Source organism: Leeuwenhoekiella aestuarii (genome assembly GCF_004104055.1).
In the GTDB taxonomy this organism is placed as follows: domain Bacteria; phylum Bacteroidota; class Bacteroidia; order Flavobacteriales; family Flavobacteriaceae; genus Leeuwenhoekiella; species Leeuwenhoekiella aestuarii.
On record NZ_QOVJ01000003.1, the window covers coordinates 279570 to 304305 of the forward strand.

Annotated in this window: 19 protein-coding genes; 10 read left to right on the forward strand and 9 right to left on the reverse strand. The window is 35.4% G+C overall.

The window, feature by feature from the left end; all coding sequences use genetic code 11:
- Window positions 1–11 precede the first annotated feature (11 nt).
- Together DSM03_RS10160 and DSM03_RS10165 are read right to left on the reverse strand one after the other, a co-directional pair.
- Window positions 12–704, reverse strand: a complete 693-nt coding sequence (locus DSM03_RS10160) for a LytR/AlgR family response regulator transcription factor (RefSeq protein WP_128760407.1) — start codon at window positions 702–704, stop codon at window positions 12–14.
- The gene (locus DSM03_RS10165) at window positions 701–2143 is read right to left on the reverse strand and encodes a sensor histidine kinase (protein WP_128760408.1); all 1443 of its coding nucleotides are present in this window, start codon (window positions 2141–2143) and stop codon (window positions 701–703) included. The genes DSM03_RS10160 and DSM03_RS10165 overlap by 4 nt, the downstream gene beginning before the upstream one ends.
- Window positions 2144–2288: 145 nt before the next feature.
- On the opposite strand from DSM03_RS10165, the gene DSM03_RS10170 reads away from it, so the two are divergent.
- A complete protein-coding gene (locus tag DSM03_RS10170; RefSeq protein ID WP_128760409.1) occupies window positions 2289–3212 on the forward strand; it encodes a metallophosphoesterase family protein in 924 nt (307 codons plus the stop codon).
- On the opposite strand, the gene DSM03_RS10175 is transcribed toward DSM03_RS10170, so the two are convergent.
- Complete coding sequence (locus DSM03_RS10175; RefSeq protein WP_128760410.1) at window positions 3213–3674, reverse strand: Lrp/AsnC family transcriptional regulator; 462 nt, start codon at window positions 3672–3674, stop codon at window positions 3213–3215.
- A 167-nt stretch (window positions 3675–3841) separates the two neighbouring features.
- On the opposite strand from DSM03_RS10175, the gene DSM03_RS10180 reads away from it, so the two are divergent.
- The 4 genes from DSM03_RS10180 (at window position 3842) to DSM03_RS10195 (ending at window position 10938) form a co-directional block, all read left to right on the forward strand.
- Window positions 3842–4795: an NAD-dependent epimerase/dehydratase family protein gene (locus tag DSM03_RS10180; protein WP_128760411.1), complete on the forward strand. Its 954-nt coding sequence runs from the start codon at window positions 3842–3844 to the stop codon at window positions 4793–4795.
- A gap of 11 nt (window positions 4796–4806) precedes the next feature.
- Entirely contained in the window at window positions 4807–5994 is a 1188-nt protein-coding gene (kbl, locus tag DSM03_RS10185) for a glycine C-acetyltransferase (protein ID WP_128760412.1), read from the forward strand.
- 308 nt (window positions 5995–6302) lie between these two features.
- Window positions 6303–9326, forward strand: coding sequence for a SusC/RagA family TonB-linked outer membrane protein (locus tag DSM03_RS10190; protein WP_128760413.1), 3024 nt, complete (start codon window positions 6303–6305; stop codon window positions 9324–9326).
- Window positions 9327–9336: 10 nt separating this feature from the next.
- Window positions 9337–10938 carry a RagB/SusD family nutrient uptake outer membrane protein gene (locus tag DSM03_RS10195; RefSeq protein ID WP_128760414.1) on the forward strand — a complete coding sequence of 534 codons (1602 nt, stop codon included), beginning with the start codon at window positions 9337–9339 and terminating at the stop codon, window positions 10936–10938.
- 277 nt (window positions 10939–11215) lie between these two features.
- Here the strand turns inward: DSM03_RS10195 and DSM03_RS10200 are convergent, their stop codons facing one another.
- The 3 genes from DSM03_RS10200 to DSM03_RS10210 form a co-directional block, all read right to left on the reverse strand.
- Window positions 11216–12529, reverse strand: coding sequence for a rhamnogalacturonidase (locus DSM03_RS10200; protein ID WP_128760415.1), 1314 nt, complete (start codon window positions 12527–12529; stop codon window positions 11216–11218).
- Window positions 12530–12636: 107 nt separating this feature from the next.
- Window positions 12637–13659: a LacI family DNA-binding transcriptional regulator gene (locus DSM03_RS10205; RefSeq protein WP_128760416.1), complete on the reverse strand. Its 1023-nt coding sequence runs from the start codon at window positions 13657–13659 to the stop codon at window positions 12637–12639.
- 189 nt (window positions 13660–13848) lie between these two features.
- Window positions 13849–14286 (reverse strand): hypothetical protein, encoded by a 438-nt coding sequence (locus DSM03_RS10210; RefSeq protein WP_128760417.1) that lies wholly within the window; start codon window positions 14284–14286, stop codon window positions 13849–13851.
- Window positions 14287–14409: 123 nt separating this feature from the next.
- Between DSM03_RS10210 and DSM03_RS10215 the strand changes: the two genes are divergently transcribed.
- Window positions 14410–15426 (forward strand): LLM class flavin-dependent oxidoreductase, encoded by a 1017-nt coding sequence (locus DSM03_RS10215; protein WP_128760418.1) that lies wholly within the window; start codon window positions 14410–14412, stop codon window positions 15424–15426.
- 33 nt (window positions 15427–15459) lie between these two features.
- On the opposite strand, the gene gloA2 is transcribed toward DSM03_RS10215, so the two are convergent.
- The 3 genes from gloA2 to DSM03_RS10230 are packed head-to-tail and all read right to left on the reverse strand — an operon-like array spanning window position 15460 to window position 16518.
- Complete coding sequence (gene gloA2 / locus DSM03_RS10220; RefSeq protein ID WP_128760419.1) at window positions 15460–15843, reverse strand: SMU1112c/YaeR family gloxylase I-like metalloprotein; 384 nt, start codon at window positions 15841–15843, stop codon at window positions 15460–15462.
- Window positions 15844–15880: 37 nt separating this feature from the next.
- Window positions 15881–16186 (reverse strand): DUF6122 family protein, encoded by a 306-nt coding sequence (locus tag DSM03_RS19115; RefSeq protein ID WP_128760420.1) that lies wholly within the window; start codon window positions 16184–16186, stop codon window positions 15881–15883.
- A gap of 8 nt (window positions 16187–16194) precedes the next feature.
- Window positions 16195–16518, reverse strand: coding sequence for a YbaB/EbfC family nucleoid-associated protein (locus tag DSM03_RS10230; protein WP_128760421.1), 324 nt, complete (start codon window positions 16516–16518; stop codon window positions 16195–16197).
- A 182-nt stretch (window positions 16519–16700) separates the two neighbouring features.
- Here DSM03_RS10230 and DSM03_RS10235 point away from each other — a divergent pair, with 182 nt between their 5' ends.
- The 4 genes from DSM03_RS10235 (at window position 16701) to DSM03_RS10250 (ending at window position 24735) form a co-directional block, all read left to right on the forward strand.
- Complete coding sequence (locus DSM03_RS10235; RefSeq protein ID WP_128760422.1) at window positions 16701–18782, forward strand: S9 family peptidase; 2082 nt, start codon at window positions 16701–16703, stop codon at window positions 18780–18782.
- A gap of 85 nt (window positions 18783–18867) precedes the next feature.
- Window positions 18868–19908: a cysteate synthase gene (gene capA, locus DSM03_RS10240; RefSeq protein ID WP_128760423.1), complete on the forward strand. Its 1041-nt coding sequence runs from the start codon at window positions 18868–18870 to the stop codon at window positions 19906–19908.
- A gap of 111 nt (window positions 19909–20019) precedes the next feature.
- Window positions 20020–21276, forward strand: coding sequence for a cysteate-C-fatty acyltransferase (gene capB / locus DSM03_RS10245; RefSeq protein WP_128760424.1), 1257 nt, complete (start codon window positions 20020–20022; stop codon window positions 21274–21276).
- A gap of 402 nt (window positions 21277–21678) precedes the next feature.
- The gene (locus DSM03_RS10250) at window positions 21679–24735 is read left to right on the forward strand and encodes a SusC/RagA family TonB-linked outer membrane protein (protein WP_128763138.1); all 3057 of its coding nucleotides are present in this window, start codon (window positions 21679–21681) and stop codon (window positions 24733–24735) included.
- The last annotated feature ends 1 nt before the right edge of the window (window position 24736 follow it).

The following is a 24736-nucleotide window of genomic DNA, read 5'->3' on the forward strand; positions in this document are numbered from 1 at the left end:
TTTTGGTGATTTTAAAGGCCATGACTGATGTTTTTTAAATTAAGTTTATTGGAAAGTAGTTCTCGTTTTGAAGTACTCACGGGAATTGTTTTCTCGCTTATACTAATAGTATCTGTACTGAGTTTGTCTACTTTGCTAAGGTTTACTACATAGGAATTGTGAACCCGCATAAAATTATCTGGAAGTAATTTTAGTATTTCAGAAAAAGTCATTCTCGGACTGATTTTTCGATCATTTAAGTAGACATCCAGATAATTTCCGTCACTTTTTATATACTGAATTTCGGAAGTATTGACACGTACACTTTGGTAGCCGTCTTTTAAAAATAGAGAAGTTGAAACGGAGTTTGTTGCAAGGCGTTCTTTAACTTTAGATACTGCTTTTTCAAAACGCTCGAGCTCAAATGGCTTTAGTAAATAATCAACTGTTTTAAATGAATAACTTTCCAATGCAAATTGGGAATACGCAGAAGTTATGATTACCAATGGTTCTACTTCTAGCTGATTGAGTAAGTTCATACCGGAGAGTTTAGGCATATTGATATCCAGAAAAATCAAGTCTACAGCGTTTGTGTTTAGAAAGTGTAAGGCTTTTTCAGGATTAGTAAAGGTATCAATCAGTTTAAGATCAGATATGGAAGCAGTATGGTGACGTATGATACTGATCGCTTTGGGTTCATCATCTATAGCAATGGCTCTAATCATAGCGTATTTATTTTTAAGGTAACTGTAAATAAATTTTCTGTTTTTTCTACGTCGAGTTGGTATTTTTTAGGATATATAAGATCCAGACGCTCCCTTGTATTTTTAATACCAATCCCAAAACCTTTTTCCCGGTAATAGGTGGTGTGATTTATATTGTATTCGTTTTCACATCTGAAATAAATTGTGTTTTCCTGAACCCGAAGTATACTATCAATTCTGGAATTTCTATCCGGGTCAATACCATATTTAAAAGCATTTTCTACGAAAGGAATTAAAAGCCCGGGGCTGATCTGCGTATCATTTAAATCTTCAAAAACGGTGTTCACTTCGAGAGGAGAAGCTATGCGTAATTTTTGAATATTGATGTAGTCTGAAACATAACCCGCTTCGCGCTCCAGCGGAATGAATTCCTGTTGCATATCTTGCTGCATATAACGAACTAAGTTTGCCAGTTTTGCAGTTGCGCTTGCCGTAACAGTTGCTTTTTCCTCAAGTGCAGTGGCATAAAGTGTATTGAGTGTATTGAATAAAAAATGAGGATTTACTTGTGATTTGAGTAGTAAAAGTTCTGAGGTGGTGTTGCCAAGAGCTTTTTGAGTCTTTTTAAACCTTTTTATAATCAGAAATCTTATAAAGCCATATAATAAACCAAGAGCTGTGCAGATTGTTAATACAATGGTAAGATTAGTGAGAAAACGTAAAAAATCATCAAATGAGTTAATAACGCCTTTATAATAAATAGGTATTAAAAAAACACTAATGCACAAAATGTAGGAAACAACAAGCCATATTGTAAATCTCTTGTACTTTTTGGTTATTAAAAGTAATGGACTAATTAAAAAAGCATGAGCATAAAATAAAGTAATTAGTAATAATTTTATCATCATGGTTTCCATAAAATCGCTTTCCCTATAGTTTGGAGTTTTGTAGAAGAGAAGTCCAAGAGTCAATACAGCATTTATAACTATCTCTAGATTGAAATATTTATTTATTAAATCAATGAAAAATTTAAGATTTAATAAAATGTAATAAGCGAAAGATGCTACCAGAATAATTATCAGTCTGGGAATTGTAGCGAGTATCCACGATTTGCTAAACCAGATAGAAACTTCACTAAATTTTAAAACAGTAGGAAAATTTCGTATCATATTTAAACCTGCCGAATAATATAAAAAGATACAGGAGGCTAATAAGGCTAAAGAGAATACAAATATTTTTGATTTATTAAAATAACGGATTAGAAAGAAAAAAACATACATCGTAATAACATCAATTCCAGCTAAAATTGCAGGTGCCCAAGGATGAAACTGATTGTTAGAATACCAATTTGGTAATAAATAAAACAAGTAGCTCAATCCTATAAGAATAAACCCGGAATGTATAAGTATGGTTTGTGTACTTGTATTTACTTGATATGTTTTTGTAGATAATGTTGCCATATGATTTTTGTTTACAAAAGCTAAAGTAAAGGGCCTTTGGCTAACTCAAAAATAAAGGTTATGGATTGGGGTAATGCTGTTATGGTTTAAATATCCATTAGCATTAAAAGAGAATAGCTAATTTCGTAAGCAAGAAAAACCATTTATGAAAAGAAGCAGCTTCAGTAGGCGTCAATCCATCAAACTTTTTGCATTAACCGGCACCACGTTATTAACGATGCCCAATTTAGTATTGAGCTGTAAAAATACGACCGAGAAGCCCGTGCGATTTGGTGTTATGACAGATTCACACTATGCTGATCGCGATGTGGCAGGAACCCTTTATTACCGCGATTCTATCCCAAAAATGCAGGAAGCAATACAAGAACTCAATTCTCAAAATCTGGATTTTCTCATTCATCTCGGGGACTTTAAAGATCAGGGCCCTGAAGCGAAACCTGAAGATACGCTTCGCTATTTAGAGGCTATTGAGGGGGTATTTCAAGAATTTGAAGGAGCTAAATATCATGCTTTAGGTAATCACGATGTTGATAGCATTCGTAAAGAGACTTTCTTGGAGAATATTAGGAATACCGGTCATGAGACCGCACAAAACTATTATTCTTTTGATGCCGGTGGCTTTCATTTCATCGTACTGGATGCAAACTACGATGCAGATGGGAAAGACCATTTTTTTGCTGAAGTTTCAGATTGGGAAGACGCTAACATTCCTGAAAAAGAATTAATGTGGCTTCGCAACGATTTATCTCAAAATGAAAAACCTACGGTCGTTTTTTGTCATCATCCACTTTATGAGTTTTACAAAGAAGGATCAAAATTTCACGTGACTAATTATAAAGCGGTTCAGCAGATACTGCAGGAAAGTAGCTGGGTAGTAGCCTGTTTGCATGGGCACGTTCATAAAGAAGATATAGCAATCATTGAAGGCATAAATTACATTACCCGTTTGGGAATGGTTGATTATGCAGGCTTAGAAAACAACAGTTTTAGTATAGTTGAACTAACAGAGCGTCAATTAAAAATTGAAGGTTATAAAAGAGCTTCAGATACAAAACTTAAACTTCAGTAATTAAAAGGCGATAGTCGTGGTATTGTAAATTTCTTTGAGTACAAAGTAACTTTCTAACACTCCAATATTTTGAATTTTTGAAAGTTTGGTTCTCACAAATTCGTGATACATTTCCAGACTCTCCAAGTGAATTTTAAGGAAAAAATCAACTTTCCCGGCCATGTGATAGCATTCCTGTACTTCGACCAACTCTTTAATTTGCTTTTCAAACGTGTCAATAAAGCCTTCATTATGATAGCGTAACGAAACCATACAAATCGCTGTGACTGGTCTGTTAAGTTTCTTTTTATCAAGAATTGCTACATAATTTTTGATATAACCTTTTTTTTCTAGGCGACGTATACGTTCATAAACCGGTGAAGCCGTTAAGTGCAATTGGTCTGCAATTTCTTTAGTAGTGAGTTTTGCATTTTCCTGCAAGATTCTCAAAATTTTTAAATCGGTTTCGTCAAGAATTTCCATATTCAGAAAAATTTGCTGATAGTTCTACGCTATATATCAATAAAAGGATTTTTTATCTATTTAAAGAATACTTTAAAGATAAAAATACTTTATTTTTTTGATTTAACAGATAATTAAAAGGTTTCAGATTGCTACTTTATATTTTTATACTGTTAAAACTTTCAGTCATGAAAATATTGATTACAGGAGCTTTTGGTCAGTTAGGAACCGCTTTAACCGAGGCGTTGATCAACAAGTATAGCAATAATTCTGTTGTAGCAACAGACTTGCACATTAGAGATACATTTGATTGTGAAACTTTAGAGCTTGATGCTACTAATCTGGAAGCTTTGGATGAAGTTGTGCGTACGCATCAAATTACTCAAATCTATCATTTGGCAGCAGTTTTATCTGCAAAAGGAGAATTAGAACCTTTAAAAACCTGGGATCTTAATAATTCAACTTTTTTCAATGTTTTAGAGGCAGCGCGATTAAATGACGTGCGAAAAGTTTTTTTTCCGAGTTCTATTGCTGTTTTTGGAGCTGATGCCCGTAATCAAATTACTTCAAATGACTTTCCTTTAAATCCAACAACCGTTTACGGAATTAGTAAAGTTGCCGGAGAACAATGGGCAAACTATTATAATATAAAATATGGAATGGATGTACGTTGCCTGCGTTATCCGGGACTCATAAGTTACCAGTCTTTTCCGGGAGGAGGAACAACAGATTACGCAGTAGATATTTTTCATAAAGCGATAAAAGGAGAAGATTTTGAGTGTTATTTGAGAAAAGATACTCAATTGCCTATGCTTTATATGGATGATGCAATTGATGCGACAATCCGTTTGATGGATGCTCCAAAGAAAGCAATCACTCGCGTAGGTTATAATATTCAGGGAATGAGTTTTTCTCCGGAAATGATTGCAGAAGAGATCCGTAAAAATATTCCTAAACTTACAGTAGTATACAATCCAGATAACCGTCAGAAAATAGCTGAAAGCTGGCCTGTCGCATTAGACGATACTCCTGCACGTATGGATTGGGGTTGGGAGCCAGAATATGATTTAAAACGTATGACCGAAGAAATGTTATATAGATTGGATCAAAAAAAAAGAACTAACGCGTTTATGCACGCTTAAAAAAGAGACTCATGTTCACATCAGTTAGAAAAAGTATACAAAAAGAATTAGAAGAGATAAAAGAGGCCGGTCTATATAAAGAAGAGCGCATTATAACCACACCTCAAAAAGCCGAAATAAATACTGAGAAAGGAAGTGAAGTACTCAATTTTTGTGCAAACAATTACTTAGGACTTTCTTCTCATCCAGATATTATAGAAGCAAGTATAGATACCATAAGAAGCCATGGTTATGGTATGTCTTCTGTACGTTTCATCTGCGGAACGCAGGATATTCATAAAGAACTTGAGCGTAAAACAGCTGAGTTTTTAGGGATGGAAGACTGTATTTTATATGCAGCAGCTTTTGATGCTAATGGTGGTGTTTTTGAGCCAATTTTGACTAAAGAAGATGCAATCATTTCAGATGAATTGAATCACGCCAGCATCATAGACGGTATCCGGTTGTGTAAAGCCGCACGCTACCGTTATAAAAACAATGATATGGAAGCGCTAGAGGAAGAATTGAAAAAGGCTTCCGGGGCGCGACGTAAATTGATTGTTACCGACGGAGTTTTTTCTATGGATGGTACTATCGCCCAACTTGATAAAATCTGTGATCTTGCTGAAAAATACGATGCAATGGTAATGGTAGATGATTGTCACGCGACTGGGTTTATAGGTGAGAATGGTAAAGGAACGCATGAGTATAATAACGTAATGGGGCGCATTGATATCATTACCGGTACTTACGGTAAAGCATTAGGTGGAGCTTCTGGTGGTTTTACAGCTGCTCGTAAAGAAATCGTAGATATGCTACGTCAAAAATCAAGACCTTATTTATTCTCAAACACATTAGCGCCTGCAATTGCGGGAGCTTCTATCAAAGCGATTGATATGCTGCGTGAATCAGGAGACTTAATAACTAAGGTGCAAAACAATGCGACACGTTTTAGAAATGAAATGGTAGAAGCTGGGTTTGACATCATACCCGGTGAACATCCTATTGTTCCAATAATGTTATACGATGCAAAATTGGCTCAAGAATTTGCAGCTAAACTTTTAGATGAAGGGATTTATGTAATCGCATTTTTCTATCCGGTAGTGCCTAAAGAAAAGGCGCGTATTCGCGTACAACTTTCTGCAGGTCATGATGATGCACACATAACAAAAGCAGTTGCTGCTTTTACTAAAGTAGGTAAAGCGCTTGGTGTGATCTAATAGAATAAACTAAAATTTCTAATAAACTAGCTCGGGGCAAGTCCATGAGGTTTCCTTAGAAACAAATTTTCAATTTCGCGGCAAGCCTCGGTGTATTATACCTTTTGGCGGTGCCAATAAAAAAAGCCTCACTTTTTAAAAAATTGAGGCTTTTTTTATTAGAGAAAACACGATTAACTATTTTTTAAAATGTTGTTAATTTAATATAATTATTGGGTAACATCTGGGTTAAGATTGACTATAGGTATTGATACTTTCGGAAGCAATAAAAAATTTATCAATCTAATAGTTAAATCTTACTTAATGTTATGACGCATTCGCAAATTAATTTAGCTCGATATTTGAGCCATTTAAGGCTTTTAATCTTGCTGTTGCCATTTATAGGTTTTAGTCAAAAACAAATCTCCGGGACAGTTGTAGACAATCAGGGTATGCCTATTATAGGAGCCACTGTGGTAGAAAAAGGAACCTCAAATGGAACAACAACAGATTTTGATGGAAATTTTGATTTAGAAATTGCTCAGGATAATTCAATAGTTAAGATCTCTTATGTTGGTTTTATTACTAAAGAGGTTGCTGCTGGTTCTTCTTCAGTTTTAAATATTACTCTAGAAACAGATACACAAAGTCTGGAAGAAGTAGTGGTAATAGGTTATGGTACTCAAAAAAGAGAAGAGGTTACCACAGCAATTGCTACCGTAAAATCTGAAGATTTTAATCCTGGTCTGGTGCAAGACGCCGGGGACCTTATTAAAGGTAAAGTTGCCGGTCTAAGTATATCTAATGGTTCGGGGGATCCGTCAGCTACCTCAAACGTTTCTTTAAGAGGAGTTTCTACACTTCAGGGAAATACCCAGCCTCTTATTTTGATTAATGGCTTACCAGGGAGTTTAAATAGTGTGGCTCCTAATGACATTGAGAGTATAGATGTTTTAAAAGATGCTTCAGCTTCAGCAATCTATGGTACGCGAGGAGCTAATGGAGTTATCTTAATAACTACAAAAAGCGGTAAGGTAAATACGAAGCCTACTTTATCTTACTCACACTATGTTTCTTCTTCACAATTTGTAAGAAAAGCAGATTTTTTAGATGCTGGAGATGTGCGCAGGTTACGTGCAGATGGTATTGATTTACCCCAGTATAATGACTTAGGATACGAGACAGATTGGCTTGATGAGATTACACGAACTGCAGTTACACAAAATCATAACCTTACTTTTAGTGGTGGTGGTGATTACTCTACTTATAGTGTGAATGCTAATTATATGGATCAGCAAGGTGTTTTTAAGAAATCATTTAACGAAGAGTTTAGAATAGGAGCAGACCTTACGCATAGTATGTATGATGGTGTTTTAAAATTTACAGCAAGTTTTTTAGCCGGCTCTCAGGATATAGGAGCTTTAGGTGATGGGGCTTCTTTTGATAGTAGAATTTACAGGCAAGCATTAATACGTAATCCAACAGATCGTATTTATAACGATGAAGGAGATTATGTTCAAGATGGTACGGTTTTACAGTATGTAAACCCTGTGAGTATGATTGATTTAACAGATGGAGATATTCAGAATGATTGGGTTCGATTAAATGGAAATATAACTTTAGAGCCTGTAAAAGGTTGGGTAAATAATTTATTTGTAGGTAGTAACAGAAATACTAATCTTAGAGGTTTTTATGAAGCAAAAGAATATTTAGGCTATAACGGAGATAGTAGAAATGGTTTTGCTTCAAGATATACTTCTAAAAGTAAAACAGACCTACTCGAATTTACTTCAAAATATAGCAAAACATATGACGATCACTCGTTTTCTGTATTAGGAGGTTATAGTTATCAGTATAATGTAAATGAAAATTTTTATGCTACAAATAGAGATTTTCCTACTAATGCTTTTGGATATAATAATTTAGGGCAGGGTCAAGGTCTTCAGAATGGATTAGCCAGTATGGGAAGTGGTAAAGATGACAATACTCTTATAGGTTTCTTCGGTAGAGTTTCATATAGCTATAAATCTAGATACAACTTATTAGCAAGCATACGTAGAGAAGGTTCTTCTAAATTCGGTACTAATAATAAGTGGGGTAATTTCCCAGCTGTTTCTATTGGTTGGAATATTAGCAGAGAGGAGTTTATGGAAAATGCAGATTTTGTAAATAACTTAAAACTACGTGCTGGTTATGGGGAAACAGGTATTATTCCTGATGCATCATACTTATCTCAATCCTTATTTTCTTATAGCTCTAGAGCATATCTAAACGGGGAATGGATTAGAGGACTAACTCCAGATTTACAAGGTGGTAATCCCAACCCGGATCTTAGATGGGAAGTTTCTCGCGAATTTAACTTTGGTCTTGACTTTGGATTTTTCAATAATAGAATTAATGGTAGTTTAGATGTATATCATAAAAGAACAAAAGATCTACTATTTGATTATAGCGTACCTACTCCCCCTAACCTCGTAGGTGTAACAAAAGCAAATGTAGGAGAGATGCAAAATCAAGGGTTTGAATTATTACTTAATGTAAACCCTGTTAATACCAAAGATTTTTCTTGGGATGCTAATATAACTTTATCGCACAATAAGAATAAGCTGGTAAGCCTTTCTAATGATCTTTATCAAATAGAAGGTAATTATATCAATTATGGGACATTAAGTGAACCTGTTTCTCAAATTACACATCGTATTGAGGTAGGACAACCTGTTAGTCAATTCTGGGGCTTAAAGTCTGTAGATGTTGATTTTTATGAAGCAAGAGATGCTTTTGGCGAGGGGAATTACTGGACAATAGAGCTTCCTGACGGAAGTAGAGTGCCATGGGATAACGCATTGGATACAGATGAAAACAGACAATTTTTAGGTAATGGAATACCTGCATATAATATAGGTATTACAAATACTTTTAAGTACAAAAGTTTTGACTTAAGCTTTGTATTTACAGGAGCGTTAGACTTTCAAATACTTAATGCTCAGCGTGTATTCTACGAGTACCCACATATTCCTTATAATGTTTTGAATTCTGCTTTTGATCCTGTTTATGGTAAAGACGTAACGTTAAGTAATCAAATAGGGCAAAAGTTTGTGAGTTACTACATAGAAGATGGAGATTACCTTAAATTAAACAATGTGACTTTAGGGTATAATTTCAATACTACAAACTGGGATATTATTGATGCTTTAAGATTGTATGTATCAGGAAATAATTTAGCAATCATTACAGGTTACTCTGGTATTGATCCTGAAATAAACAGAGGTTCTGTGTTGACTCAGGGAACCGATGATAGAGATAAATACCCAAGCACAAGAACCTTTACGCTAGGGCTCAATGTTAATTTTTAAATCGTTGATTATGAAATTTATAAAAGATATTAAAGTTTGTTTATTGTTTTTTGGTTTGACAGCAGTGAGTTGTACAGATCTTGATGAAACGGTTTATAGTAGTATAACTGCAGAAGGAACTACCCTAACAGCAGATGATCTAGATGCTATTATAGTACCTCCTTATGCTTCTCTTCGATCTATTTACTGGGGATGGGACGGAATGTTTGATGTGTATGAAGAGTCTTCAGATTTAATAGTTACTCCTGCTCGTGTAGGAATAGGCTGGGGGCAACAATATGTTAATATGCATCAACACACTTGGCTTTCAGATTTATCTCATATAGAAGGTTTGTGGAGTAGAACTTATAGTAGTATTAATCAAATTAATAGAGCAATTCTACAGATAGAAGGTCTGGAAAATAATGAAGCAACAGATGTTTATTTAGCAGAGCTGAGAGCAATGCGCGCAATGTGTTATTACATTTTATATGATAATTATAGAAGTGTTCCACTTGTAAAACGTTTTGATTTGCCAGAAGGATTTTTACCGGAGCAAAGCGATAATAAAGAAGTTTATGATTTTATAGTCGCTGAATTGAATGAAGTTATTCCATTGTTAAGTACAGATGGTCTGGGAAGCTACGGTAGGTTTAATCAATACGCGGCAAAAATGACTTTAGCTAAAATGTACCTAAATTCAGAAGTTTATATAGGCGAGTCAAAGTGGGAAGAGGCTATGCGTGAAGTGCAGGATATCATAGATAGTGGAGAGTTTAGTTTAACCTCTGAATTTTCTGATGTTTTTGCATTAGACAATGAGAATTTAGTAGAAACTATTTTTGCAATCCCATACGATAATATTGAGGCTAGTGGTTCTTATTTAGCTTTTAAAGCACTTTATGGGAAAAGTAGAGAAACTTTTGATTTAGCAGGGTCTCCTTGGGGTGGTAGTGCTGGAATTCCTCAATTTATTGATACTTACGATGAAGATGACGCACGTTTAGAAACAACCTGGTTGGGAGGATTACAATATTCTAGCTCTGGAGCACCCATATTGCTTGACGAAAACGACCCTGATAGCCAGTTGAATTATACAAATTATATAAAAAGTGTAAATGAAGCCGGACCAACGGAAGGTTATAGATTTGTACGTTACGAAATAGGCGCAGGTGTAGTAGCAACGTATGGTACAGATGTTCCTTTTTACAGATATACAGATGCTTTAATGATCAAAGCAGAATGTTTATTACGTTTAGGAAGAGCAGATGAAGCAGCAAGCATTGTGTCACAGGTGAGGCAGCGAGCTTTTAAAGATTCAGATCCATCTAAAGCAGTTGTGACCGGAGCAGAATTATTAGAAGGGAGTACTTATGAATACGGAAAATATGAAGATGGTCAAATTACAAATTATGAAGGTGGTGATGACATCGAGTACGGTAGATTTCTGGATGAGCTAGCCTGGGAATTTGTAGGAGAACATCATAGAAAACAAGATTTGATTCGCTTTGGAGTTTACACCACAAAATCTTGGTTTTCACATTCACCTAATGGAGATTTTAGAGAAATTTTTCCAATACCATTAAGTCAGATGCAAACTAATTCTAACTTAGAACAAAATCCTGGATATTAGAAAAAACCAGACTTGATTTAAAAAAAGCTTCATTTCTTAACGAATGAGGCTTTTTTATTTTACGATCTATACCTGGTGTAAAGTCTATAATCAGTTGATGTGGATTAGATTATTTTAATTCATGGGAAGCAAAAATTAATAGTGGCAATACACTCTATGCAGATTAAAAAGAATAATAAAGTTGCAGTGCTTAATTCGTTTATATAAGATAATAATTCTTTACTGATTTTCTCTTTAGATGGCTTAATTAGCAGGAATAAAACGGTTTAGATCATAACTAATCTTCAACGATTTTTACATTATTCAAAACAAGGTTCTCTATAGATTCTGTATTCTCTAATTGACCATTAGGTGTTTCTAGCTTAATATTTTCAAAAGTGAAATCAGATAATTTATATTGATCTGAAGCAACAATATTAAACCCAATCTCGCAGGTCAATTTGATGTTTTTCATCTTTATATTGTGGGCAGATGATTTGATTATACTTTTTTCTCCTTTTAGATTAAAAAATTGAGTCCAAGGTTTAATGAGAATCATGCTTCGCACACTTCCTTTTATGTCTTCAATGGTAATGTACTCATAGGTTTGTGGCGTATCAGGGCGCATTTTAAGCCAGAAAATACGATGGGCAGTGTCAACGGTGCTTCTACGAAAAATAATGTTGTAATTGTGAATAGATTCGCTTCCGCAGGTAAGTGCACTGTGACAAAATCCGTAGGTGTTATCCTCGATGATAATGTTTCGGTTTTCACCGTTATTAGGATCTTCATCAGCGTGTGGGCCTTTACCACCTTTTAAGGCTACAGCATCGTCGTTAACTGCCATATAACAGTTTTTGATCAGCATGTTTTGGCAAGCATCAATATCAACCGCATCAGTACTTGGTGCTTTTACAGGTTCTTTAGGAGATGTGATTGTTAGGTTCAAAAGCTTTATATATTCACTTTTGTAAAAATGAGTTGTCCAGAAGGGAGAGTTTTTCAGTTTGATGTTTTCAATCTGTATGTTTTTGCTGTTAGAAACGTAAACGAGTCTTGGACGCATTTCATCTTTATTGGTACAATCAGGATTCCATTCGCGTCGTAACCAGAAAGCTTTCCAGTAGCGCAAACCATTTCCGTCAAGGGTGCCTTTTCCCGAAATGGTAAATCCGTCAAGTTTATCGGCATTTACAAGCGCCGGGAAGTACTTTACACTTTCTCCTTCAATACGGGTCATTATTACAGGAAAATTACTGATATCATCACTTCCTTTTAAGACTCCATTATCTTCAAGATATAAATGTGTGTTTTGCTTGAAGAACAGAGACCCGCTTAAAAAAATACCTTTAGGTATGATTATTACACCACCGCCATTATTAGCAGCAGAATCAATAACTGTCTGAATTTTTTCAGTTTGAATCAGCGTGCTGTCATTTATGACGCCATAATCAGTAATTACATATTTTTTACCTAAATCATCAAGATGTACTCCTTCTGTATTATGAAACCACTCTGGTATCACCGTACCATCAGGAAAGCGGTCCTGCCCGTAAGCTACAGTGTTAATAATCAAGACCAAAAATAGAAAGCTTTTTATAAACGTATGCATAGAATCTTTTAATTCATTTTTATAAAAGTATCTATATACATCGATATCGTTATCCTGTTCTATCCTGAACTTTTAGAATAATCATTCTGATTGTGAGAAATGGAGGTCTATTTTTTTAAAGAAGATTCGCGAGTAACCAAGGTTCCATCTAAAACTACTTTTGATGGCACGCCCTGTTCTTTATTTTTTAATTTGCTGAGCATGATCTTCATCAGCTGATTTGCCATTTCATCAACCGGTTGGGCAAAGGCACTTACAGTAGGGGAATACATTTCAAAAAAGTTACTGTCATCAAAACTAATAATGCCCAACTTATTTATGAGTTTTGCATCTATTTGATGAATGCATTTAAGACCGCTCTGTGACAAATAATTAGTTGCAAAAAAGATGGCATCAATATCTTTATTTTTTTCTATGAATTTTTTAATTTTTTCTCTCGAAGAAGGAATGTTACTGGTGTCGTATGGAATTTTTAAAATATTAGGAGAAAAACCTGATTCTTCTAAAGCCGCTATATAGCCAGCCTCACGATCGTGCATTTGTATCTGATCTAGATCTATGGTTATAAAAGCAATATTTTTATAACCAGAATCTATGAGGTGTTGTGTAGATTGTTTAGCGCCTTCAAAGTTATTGATAATAACGTAGTCTGCTTCTAAATCTGGAATCTTACGGTCAAAAAGAACTACCGGAACTTCGTTTTCTAATAAATATGAAATTTCTTTCTCAATTCCCGGTGGAGGTACGATTATAAAACCGTCTACCTGACGTTCGTGAAACAGGTGAATTAGATCTTGTGTACGCTTTACATCATTCTCTGTGCTGCAAAAAAGAACTCGGTAATCATTTTTGTAGGATATATCTTCAATAATTCTACCTACTTTAGAAAAGTGGCTGTTGCTTATGTCTTCAACCATAAAAACTAAAACTCTGGTACTCCCGGTACGTAAACTACGGGCTACAAGATTAGGTTTGTAGTTTATTTCTTTTAGATGCGCTTCAACCTTAGCGATGAGCTCTTTAGAGATTTTCTTTTCTTCTCCTTTGCCGTTTAAAACAAAGGAAACCGTTGTTGTTGAGATGTTTAGTGCGTCTGCAATATCCTTAAGAGAAGGTCTTTTTTTTTTCATAAACAGAAACTGTTGAGTGCATTTTATTTCGATTTTAAAATTACCAAAAAAATATACAGTTCAAACGTTTGATTTTTTAAACGTATAAAATACAATAAATCGTTTCAGTCGTAGCAAGGGCTTGACTTAGAGGGTTAAATTTAAATAGTAATTTAAAACTTGTAAAAACGAAAATTTTAGTTCACAATTTTAATTCAAACACTTGTCTTTTTCTAATACAATACTTCCATCATAGTTCAATGTGGTAATGTCTTCAAATGTTGCGACACCTCCAACATTTTTTATGGCACCAAAGCCTTCTATGAGCACTCCGTTTTTAATTTTAAAAGCAACTTCTCTTATACTTTGTTTTCCTTCAGATAAAAAAGTATAGGAGCCCAAAATAATATTATCTTCTAATGTTCCTTTAAAGCTTCCAGAGTTGCGATCTTTTTCAGCCCAATTGTAAATAAGAGTTCCTTGAACCACGGGATCAACCCGTGTAATTCTAAAACTTATATTCGTTCCGTTTCCATTATAGCCATAACAGGCAACTTCAATGGGAAATGATTTATCCTCAGTTTTTTTCTCTTGTTTACAGTTTATAATGCTTGCTGTGATCGAAATAAGGATGAAAAGTTTTTTCATAAGGAATATTGAATAAAACCTAAGTTTTTCAGTTTAAATAATTTACAGTTCTATCAAAAATATTGAATGTATAATGCCTGTAAATTAAAGTAAGGAAATTACAAATTTTAGGACTATATCGCTATGAAAGCTATAAATAAGAATGATTTATCAGGTACTAAATATTCAGTTTTAGACTTAGTGCCTATAGTAGAGGGAGTTGATGCGAAGCAAGCCATTAAACGTAGTGTAGACCTGGCTCAAAATACAGAAAAATTGGGTTATCACAGGTTTTGGATCTCAGAGCATCACAATATGGAAAGTTTGGCAAGTTCAGCTCCTGTCATTTTGATAGGTCATATTGCTCAGCAAACAACTAGGATGCGTATTGGGTCTGGCGGTGTGATGTTGCCAAATCACGCTCCGCTTGTAGTGGCAGAACAGTTTGGGACATTGGCAACGATGTATCCTGATCGTATTGATCTGGGACTAGGACGTGCTCCAGGAACAGATCAGCGTACTGCAATGGCTCTACGAAGATATCAGCAGGAAACGGTACAGGATTTCCCTAATAATATAGACGAACTTCAAACGTATTTATCAGAAGAAAATAGTACAGCACCCGTGCGAGCAACTCCGGGAGAAGGATTAAATATTCCTTTGTATTTATTAGGATCGAGTACGTTTAGTGCGCAGCTTGCCGGTAGAAAAGGGTTGCCTTACGCTTTTGCAAGTCATTTTGCACCAACACATCTACACAATGCTCTTAAGTTATACCATCAGCATTTTGAAGCTTCAGAACAGTTAGAAAGGCCTTATACTATGGCTTGTGTTAATGTTATTGCGGCAGCGACTGATGAGGAAGCAGAACGTTTAGCAACAAGTGCAAAGCGCTTTATGCTTGGAGTTATAAGAAATACTAGAAAGCCACTTTCTCCACCGGTAGATTCTATGGATGGAGAATGGTCAGAATTAGAGCGTATGCAGATCGAGCAAATGATGCATTACAGTTTTATTGGTTCTCAGGAAACGGTAGCGAAGGGTCTGGCTCAATTTAAAGCTGAAACTCAAATTGACGAATTGATTATCATTTCACACATTTATGATCATCAGGCTCGTCTAAAATCTTACGAATTAGTGAGTGAGATTTTTACTCGGTAATCGAGATTTAAATATGTAGAACCTTCTTCAAGCTTAAACTTCATAGAGTTCAAGCGGAAGGTCATCTGGATCTGTAAAAAAGGTAAAACGCTTGCCGGTAAGTTCATCAATGCGTATGGGTTCGGTTTTTACTCCTTTCTGATTCAATTCAGTTATTGCAGCTTCGATATCATTTGTGGCAAAAGCTAGATGTCTTAAGCCGCAAGCTTCTGGTTTTGAGGTTCGCTTTGGTGGTTCTGGGAAGGAGAATAATTCAATAATATATTCACCATTTAAAGCTAAATCGAGTTTGTATGAGTTTCTTGCTTCGCGGAAGGTTTCCGTAATAATTGTGAGCCCTAAAACTTTAGTATAAAACTGTTTAGATTCTTTATAATTAGAACAGATTATTGCAATATGATGAATGTGTTTTAGCATTTTGAATTGATGTTATCCGAAAGAACGATAAGAAAGTTCACCATAGACAATCAATAAAATCGGTGATCATATGAAAGATAAGTCCCACTGCTACCACTCGAAGTTTTGGAACAAAAAGTAAAGCGCAGTATATGCCAATAGCCCAATATGTATGCAGCGGATGAAAATTTATACTGCATCGCTCGGGGTCAAATATAGGTGTGGCCAGTAAATGGTCTAGATCAACGAGCATCGTTAAAAGCATAATGAGCCACGCTTTTAGCCAGTTATTTCTAAAAAATACCCAGGCAATTAACCCGGGTACTGCTAAGTGTAAACTATAATGTACGAGTGTTTGTAACAAACTCGGTTTTATTTAAACATATCAAGGCCAGGAATGTCTGGCATACCTTCTTTTGCAAGAGCTGCAAGCTCTTGATCATAGCTGGCTTTTGCTCGTGATAAAGCCTTATTAAGCGTTAAAATAAGATAATCTTCTAACTGTTCCTTGTCTTCCAGGAGTTCGTCTTTAATGTCAATTTTTTTAATTGCACCAGCAACACTTACTGTAATGTTTAGTAAGTCATCGCTGCTTTTTTCGTCTATATAAACCGTTTCTAAACGGTTTTTTGTGTCTTCGGCTTTTTGTTGGGCTTCCTTAATTTTTCCCATCATGCCCATCATATCTCCAAACATAATTTGTATTTAAATTGTTAGTGTTCAAAAGTACAAAAACTCAGATTTAAAAGTCTAAACGGGTTTTAACTAAAAAATAAACTTTTCACATAAAAATGAAGATGAGTGAAGCTAATACAAATGGAAATTCAGTTTAATTTATTTTAAAAAATGTCTGAGATTACCCGTATTTTTGCGCCCTTATGAAAAATGATACACAATCTTTAGATACGCAGCTTTTGCCTCCAGATGCAAAACAAGTTCCACATGAGTTAGAAAAGCACGGAGATATACGCATAGACGAATATTACTGGATGAATGAGCGTGATCATCCAGAGGTGATTGCTTATCTGGAAGCTGAGAATACATATTATGAGCACATGACTGCTCATACAAAGCCTTTGCAGCAAAAGCTTTTTGAGGAGATGAAAGCTCGTATAAAAGAAGATGATGAGAGTGTGCCTTATAAATATAACGGTTACTGGTATTATACCCGTTTTGAAATAGGAAAAAACTATCCATTATATTGTAGAAAAGAAGAAGCGATGACCGCGCCAGAAGAGGTTATGTTTGATAACAATGAGATGGCAGAAGGACATTCTTATTTTAAGCAGGCAGGTTATTCTATTTCAGAAAATAATGAGATCGCTGTTTATGGAATAGATACGGTAAGCCGCAGACAATATGATTTACAATTTAAAAATTTAAAGACAGGTGAGATTTATCTGGAAGTAATTAAGAATACAACCGGAAGAGCAACTTGGGGAGGCGATAATAAAACGGTTTTTTATACCCGAAAAGATCCGCAAACACTTAGAAGTAGTCAGATTTTTAAACACGTTTTAGGTACCGAAGCATCAGAAGATGTTATGGTGTATGAAGAGTTGGATGAAACATTTGATGTAGGTATTTTCAAATCAAAATCCCTTAAATATATTTTCATTGGAGCTTCGAGCACATTGACCAGTGAATACAGATACACCGAAGCGAACGGACCTGATTTTGAATTTAAAATTATTCAGGAGCGCACACGAGGCTTAGAATATGGAGTGTCGCATTTTGGTGATTATTTCTATTTGGTAACCAATAAAGATAAGGCGACTAATTTTAAATTGGTCAAAACTCCGGTTGTAACACCGTCAATGGAAAATTGGGTTGAGGTAATTCCACACCGTGAAGATACTTTACTTGAGGATATAGAGATCTTTGAAGAATATCTTGTGGTAGAAGAGCGTAACGATGGTTTAAATAAAATAAATATCAAACGCTGGGATGAGACTGCGGACTATTATTTACCTTTTAATAGCGAGACCTATACAGTATTTGCAAGTATTAACCCCGATTTTGATACCGAATTACTTCGGTATTCTTACAATGCCTTAGATACGCCGCCTTCTGTAGTTTCTTTTAATATGAGAACTAAGGGAAAAGAGATTTTGAAAGAGGTTGAGGTTTTAGGCGGAAATTTTGATAAAGATAATTACGAGTCAAAACGTATTTGGGCAACGGCAAAGGATGGTGTTAAAATTCCCATTTCTATTGTTTACAAAAAGGGAATCACTTTAGATGGAAGTAACCCCTTACTACAATATGCATACGGGAGTTATGGGATTACTACAGATCCTGCTTTTTCGACCTCCAGATTGAGTCTGCTTGATAACGGGTTTATCTTTGCTATTGCTCACGTACGTGGTGGTGAATATTTGGGTCGAAACTGGTACGAAGAAGGGAAGCTTCTTAAAAAGATGAATACGTTTACAGATTTCATAGCCTGCTCTACTTATTTAATAGAACAAGGCTATACCAACTCAAATAATCTATATGCCTATGGAGGATCAGCTGGCGGTTTACTAATGGGGGGTATTTTAAATATGGCTCCAGAGCTTTACAATGGCGTGATTGCGGCTGTTCCGTTTGTAGATGTAGTTACCACAATGTTAGACGATAGTATCCCGCTAACTACTTCAGAATACGATGAATGGGGTAATCCTAATGATAAAAAGTATTATGATTATATGAAGTCATATTCTCCTTATGATCAGGTAACCGTGCAAAATTATCCTAACATATTAATTACAACAGGTTATCACGACAGTCAAGTACAGTATTGGGAGCCTGCAAAGTGGGTTGCGCGTTTACGCGATAAGAATATTGCAGACACTAAAATTTACTTTGAGACTAATATGGATGCCGGTCACGGCGGGGCTTCAGGCCGTTTTGAAGCCTTAAAAGAAACCGCAAAAGATTATGCCTTTCTAATTGATTTAGCAGGAAAATCAAAGTAATTCCAAAAATTTCCTGTAAATTTGCAAGGTTTTAAATAACGGTTTTAGGAATTACTAAAAGAGTACTCGAAACGATAATTCTTCTATGAAAGAACACCTTAACGTTTATAATGACGTCCTTCAGCTGGTAGGTAACACCCCCTTAGTACGACTCAATAGAATTACAAAAGATCTTCCAGGGTCTTATTTCGCTAAGGTTGAAGCGTTTAATCCGGGTAATTCTTCAAAAGATCGTATAGCACTTTATATTATTGAAGATGCAGAACGAAAAGGAATCTTAAAGCCTGGTGATACTATTGTAGAAACAACCTCTGGGAATACAGGTTTTAGTATTGCGATGGTGAGTATTGTAAAAGGGTACAAATGTATTCTTGCCGTTAGTTCAAAATCTTCAAAAGATAAGATAGATGCACTGAGAGCGATGGGGGCAAAAGTTTATGTTTGTCCGGCCAATGTAAGTGCAGACGATCCTAGATCATATTATCAAGTTGCAAAACGCATTCATAACGAAAACAAAGGTTCTGTTTATATCAACCAGTATTTTAATCAGTTGAATGCTGATGCACATTATGCGACATCAGGTCCTGAAATTTGGGAACAAACCGAAGGTAAGCTGACGCATTTTGTAGCGTGTAGTGGTACCGGGGGAACAATTTCCGGAACAGCAAAATATCTAAAAGAAAAGAATCCTAATATCCGTATTTTAGGAATTGATGCTTACGGAAGCGTTCTTAAAAAATATCACGAGACTCAAGAATTTGATAAAAATGAAATTTATCCATATCGTATAGAAGGTTTGGGTAAAAACTTAATACCTACCGCAACAAACTTTGATGTGATAGATTATTTTGAAAAAGTTTCTGATGAAGAAAGTGCACACACCGCACGCAGAATCGCAAAGACTGAAGGTTTATTTGTGGGTTATACAAGTGGAGCTGCAGTACAAGGAACTATTCAAATGGCAGCTGCAGGAGAATTTGATGAAAATTCTAAAGTTATAATTATGTTTCCTGATCATGGTAGAAGCTATATGAGTAAAATATATAGTGATGACTGGATGAACGAACAAGGCTTCTTTGATGCAGAAAATGAAGTGGGCGTAGATAAAATTGAATTTATTAAGTAAATCCTGAATATTATTTTTCAGGAAATTAGTTATAAATGATTAACCCTAAATTGATAAGAAAATAGCAAAGAATAACAAAAAGACAGTTTCTTTTTGTTTGAATATTGATGTATGAGAGACTTATTTGACAAAATTTATAAGGACAAAGGTCCTTTAGGGAAATGGGCAGCACAGGCAGAGGGATATTTTGTATTCCCTAAATTAGAAGGGCCTATTTCAAACAGAATGAAATTTCGAGGTAAAGATGTTATTACCTGGAGTATTAATGATTATTTAGGGCTTGCTAACAATGAAGAAGTACGTAAAGTAGATGCTGAGGCAGCTGCTGAATATGGTTCTGCATACCCAATGGGGGCTCGTATGATGAGTGGTCACACTTCTCTACACGAACAACTGCAAACTGAGCTGGCTGCTTTCGTAAAAAAAGAAGCTGCATATCTGTTGAACTTTGGTTATCAAGGAATGGTTTCTACTGTTGATGCCCTAGTTGCCAAAGACGATATCATTGTTTATGATGTAGATGCTCATGCGTGTATTATAGACGGTGTGCGTTTACATATGGGTAAGCGTTTTACCTATAAGCATAACGATATTGAAAGTATCGAAAAGAACCTACAACGTGCAACTAAATTAGCAGAGCAAACAGGAGGAGGAATTCTTTTAATTTCCGAAGGTGTTTTTGGAATGCGTGGGGAACAAGGACGATTAAAAGAAATTGTTGCGCTTAAAGAAAAATATAATTTTAGATTATTTGTAGATGATGCACATGGTTTTGGTACATTAGGAGCTACAGGTGCAGGAGCAGGTGAAGAGCAAGGTGTTCAGGATCAAATTGATGTTTACTTTGCTACATTTGCTAAGTCTATGGCGAGTACTGGGGCATTTATAGCTGCAGATCAAGAGATCATAGATTATTTAAAATATAACTTACGCTCGCAAATGTTTGCGAAATCTTTGCAAATGCAGTTAGTAGTAGGAGCGCTTAAGCGTTTAGACATGTTGCGTACTATGCCAGAACTTCGAGAGAAGCTTTGGAAGAATGTAAATGCATTACAAAACGGACTTAAGAAGCGTGGTTTTGATATAGGAACTACGCAGAGTTGTGTTACTCCTGTTTATCTTAAAGGTAGCATTCCTGAAGCTATGGCATTGGTAAAAGATTTACGAGAGAACCACGGTATTTTCTGTTCAATTGTAGTTTACCCTGTAATTCCTAAAGGATTGATTTTGCTACGTTTGATACCAACAGCATCTCACACTTTACAAGATGTAGAAGAAACACTTGATGCATTCTCTTCAATTAGAGAGCGTCTAGAAAATGGTACTTATAAAAGATTATCAGCAGGAGTGCAAGCTTCTGAAGCTTAATCCAACAGTAATATATTTTAGTTACGGCCTGATTATTTAATAATCAGGCTTTTTTATGCTTTATATGTAGGTGTATCAATTTTTTTGATTTTCGTGCTAAGAATTTTACAAGAGAACATTCTTTAAATACTAATTGCGATATTTTCAGCATTTGATTTAAATTATTAGTTGTATTCTATATAAACCTTTTATTTGGCTTGTTTAATAAGGTATTTCTAAGTGTTCTTCTAAAATATATGTAATGTTGATTAAGGTGTTTTAAAGCATTTTATGCTAAAAATGATGCTATTGACCTGTTCACAAACGTTACATGTCGAAATTGTTTTTTTTAACACAGATTTATAGACACCTTTAGGTGTATTAAGTTTTTCATAACAATTAATTAACTCAAAATTTAACAACATGAATGTGAAGGTAAAGTATATACTTGGGTTTGTTACACTGCTCTTTATGCAAGGGTTAGTGGCACAGACCATTACCGGTACGGTAACAGATAATACCGGTGTTCCGCTCCCTGGAGCAAATGTCATCGAGAAGGGTACTACTAACGGTGCTTCTACAGATTTTGACGGTAATTATACATTAGAGTTAACCACTTCTAATCCTGTAATTACATTCTCATCTTTAGGTTTTTTAACTAAAGACGTTACAGTAGGTGGTCAAACAATGATCAATATGAAAATGGAAGAGGATGCTCAGCAACTAGGTGAAGTTGTGGTAACAGCCTTAGGTATTACTAAAGATCAACGTAAACTGGGCTATTCTGTGACCGAAGTAGATGGTGATGGTCTAACTCAGGCTCGAGAAACTAACGTTGCAAACGGTTTAGTGGGTAAGGTTTCAGGTTTATCAATAAAACAAACCAACAGTGGTCCTGGTGGTACAGCTAAAATCTTATTAAGAGGTTTGTCAAGTGCTAATACGGGTTCTACTTCTCCATTGTTCGTTATTGATGGAGTGCCAATGGATAATACACAGCGTGGTTCTGCAGGAGAATGGGGTGGTTCTGATGGCGGTGACGGTATAGGAAACCTCAACCCAGATGATATTGAATCTATGACGGTGCTTAAAGGTCAATCAGCTTCAGCGCTTTATGGATCACGAGCTTCTAACGGGGTTATAATGGTTACCACTAAGAAAGGAAGTAAAGGAGATTATAGCATTACTCTAAATTCAAATTTTCAGGTTGAAAAAGCAATAGATTTAACAGATTTTCAATCTGTTTATGGTCAAGGTATCAATGGTCTTAAGCCTGGAAGTGCAGCTATTGCGCAAGCAACTAATCGCAGATCCTGGGGAGCGCGTTTAGATGGTAGTGATGTTATAGGTTATGATGGTAATACGTATTCGTATAGCAAAGCCGGTAACAGTTATATCGACTTTTATGATACAGGTAATACCTTTACCAATACACTTTCAGTTTCTAAAGGGGTAGGTGATGGTTCTTTTAGACTTTCATTATCCAATTTAAATTCAGAGTCAATAGTTCCAAATAGTGGTCTTGACCGTATAACAGTAAACCTTACAGCTGATCAAAATATCACAGATAAGTTAAACGTTTCAGCAACAGTAAATTATACTGATGAGCGTTATGATAACCAGCCTTTTTTAAGTGACGGTCCTAAAAACCCAACAAATTTTTACTTATTAGCACCTAACGTAGATCATACGATATTTGCACCAGGATTTGATGAGAATGGTCAAGAGATCATTTTTAGCGATGATGCATATGCAACAAATCCTTATTTCATCACAAATCAAGGCATTAACGACCCTAACCGTAAGCGTTTTATTTCAATATTATCTTCTAAATATAGTTTTACCGATGACACTTATGCTTTATTACGTTTAGGTAATGATACCTCTAATGATACATTTTTTAGTGTTGATCCTTATGGGTTAGCTTATTTATCAGAAGCAAATTCAAACGGAAATTTGAGCGGAAAAGGACAGTCTACCCGATCAGAACTAAATATTGATGGTATTTTTGGAACTAACTTTAGTATTACAGAAGACTTTGAAGTTGATGCTCTAGCCGGTGCTACTTTGAGAAGAAACAAGTATCAGACTGTAGGAGTAAGTGGTGGTCCGTTTATCTTCCCATATTTATATTCTCCTTTAAATGTGGTAAATATTGGTAGGTCATACGACTATGAAGAAAAAGAGGTTCAGTCAGGATATTATTCTTTTGATTTTAGTTATAAAAATTTCTTAACTGTTACTACTACTGGTCGGTATGATGTTTATTCAACTCTACCTGAGAATAATAACAGTATCTTTACTCCTTCGGTTACAACATCTTTTATTTTTGATGATTTTCTCAATATAGATGCTTTAAGCTTTGGTAAGTTAAGAGCGTCATATGCAGTTACCAGTGGAGAACCTGGGGCAGCATATGGAACAAGTTTTTACTACACTGCTGGTAATTCTATAAATGGAGTTGCTACGGGTTCTAGCCCTAGCGATCTACCTAATCTAGCACTAAAGCCTTTTACCCTTGATGAATTTGAAGTTGGACTTAACTTGAAAATGTTTAATAATAAGCTAGGTTTGGATTTAGCGTATTTTGTTAAAACTTCGCATGATGAGATATATAACGCAAATTATAGCGCGGCATCTGGTTTTAATAAAGGTGTTGTAGCAACTGGTTCACTTCAAAACAAAGGCTTAGAGGTTTTATTAACCGGTTCTCCTGTAACTACAGAGAATTTCTCTTGGAATTCTTCTTTTAACTTTACCTATTTGAAAAATGAAGTACTTCAAACAGATACAGATAATAATCCATTAACTCTAGGTACAAACCGAGCAGTTGTAGGAGCGGCAACAACAGCTATGGTTGTAGGAGAAGCTGGTCCTCAGATTAGAGCTTATGATTATGCTTATAATGATGACGGAAGTATTCAATACGATTCTGAAGGTTTACCGGTACGCGGTGAGTTAAAGTCATTTGGTCAGGTGCTACCTAAATTTTATGGTGGTTTTAATAACGATTTTTCTTACAAAAACTTCAATCTGGCTTTCTTAGTTGATTTTAACTATGGTAATAAAGTACTATCAGCAACAGAATACTATGCTCGTTTTAACGGTTTAAGTAAAGCTACTTTAGTTGGTCGTGAGAACGGTCTAACCAATGATGGAGTAACTGTAGATGCTCAGACATATTATCAAAATGAAATTCAGCGAATTAATAGTAAGAGTGTAGTTGATGGTGATTTTATCAAGTTGCGTCAAGTTACTTTAGGGTATTCTTTCCCTTCTGAAATGTTTGACAATGTAAAATTCTTTGAAGGAATTAGAGTTTCTCTTGTAGCTCGTAACCTTGCGATCTTATGGCGTAAAGCAGAAAACATAGATCCTGAAAGTAGTTTTGGTTCAACAGTAAACTTCTTAGGTATTGAAGGAGGTAGTTTACCATCATCACGATCTCTTGGTCTTAACGTAAATTTCAAAATAAAGTAAA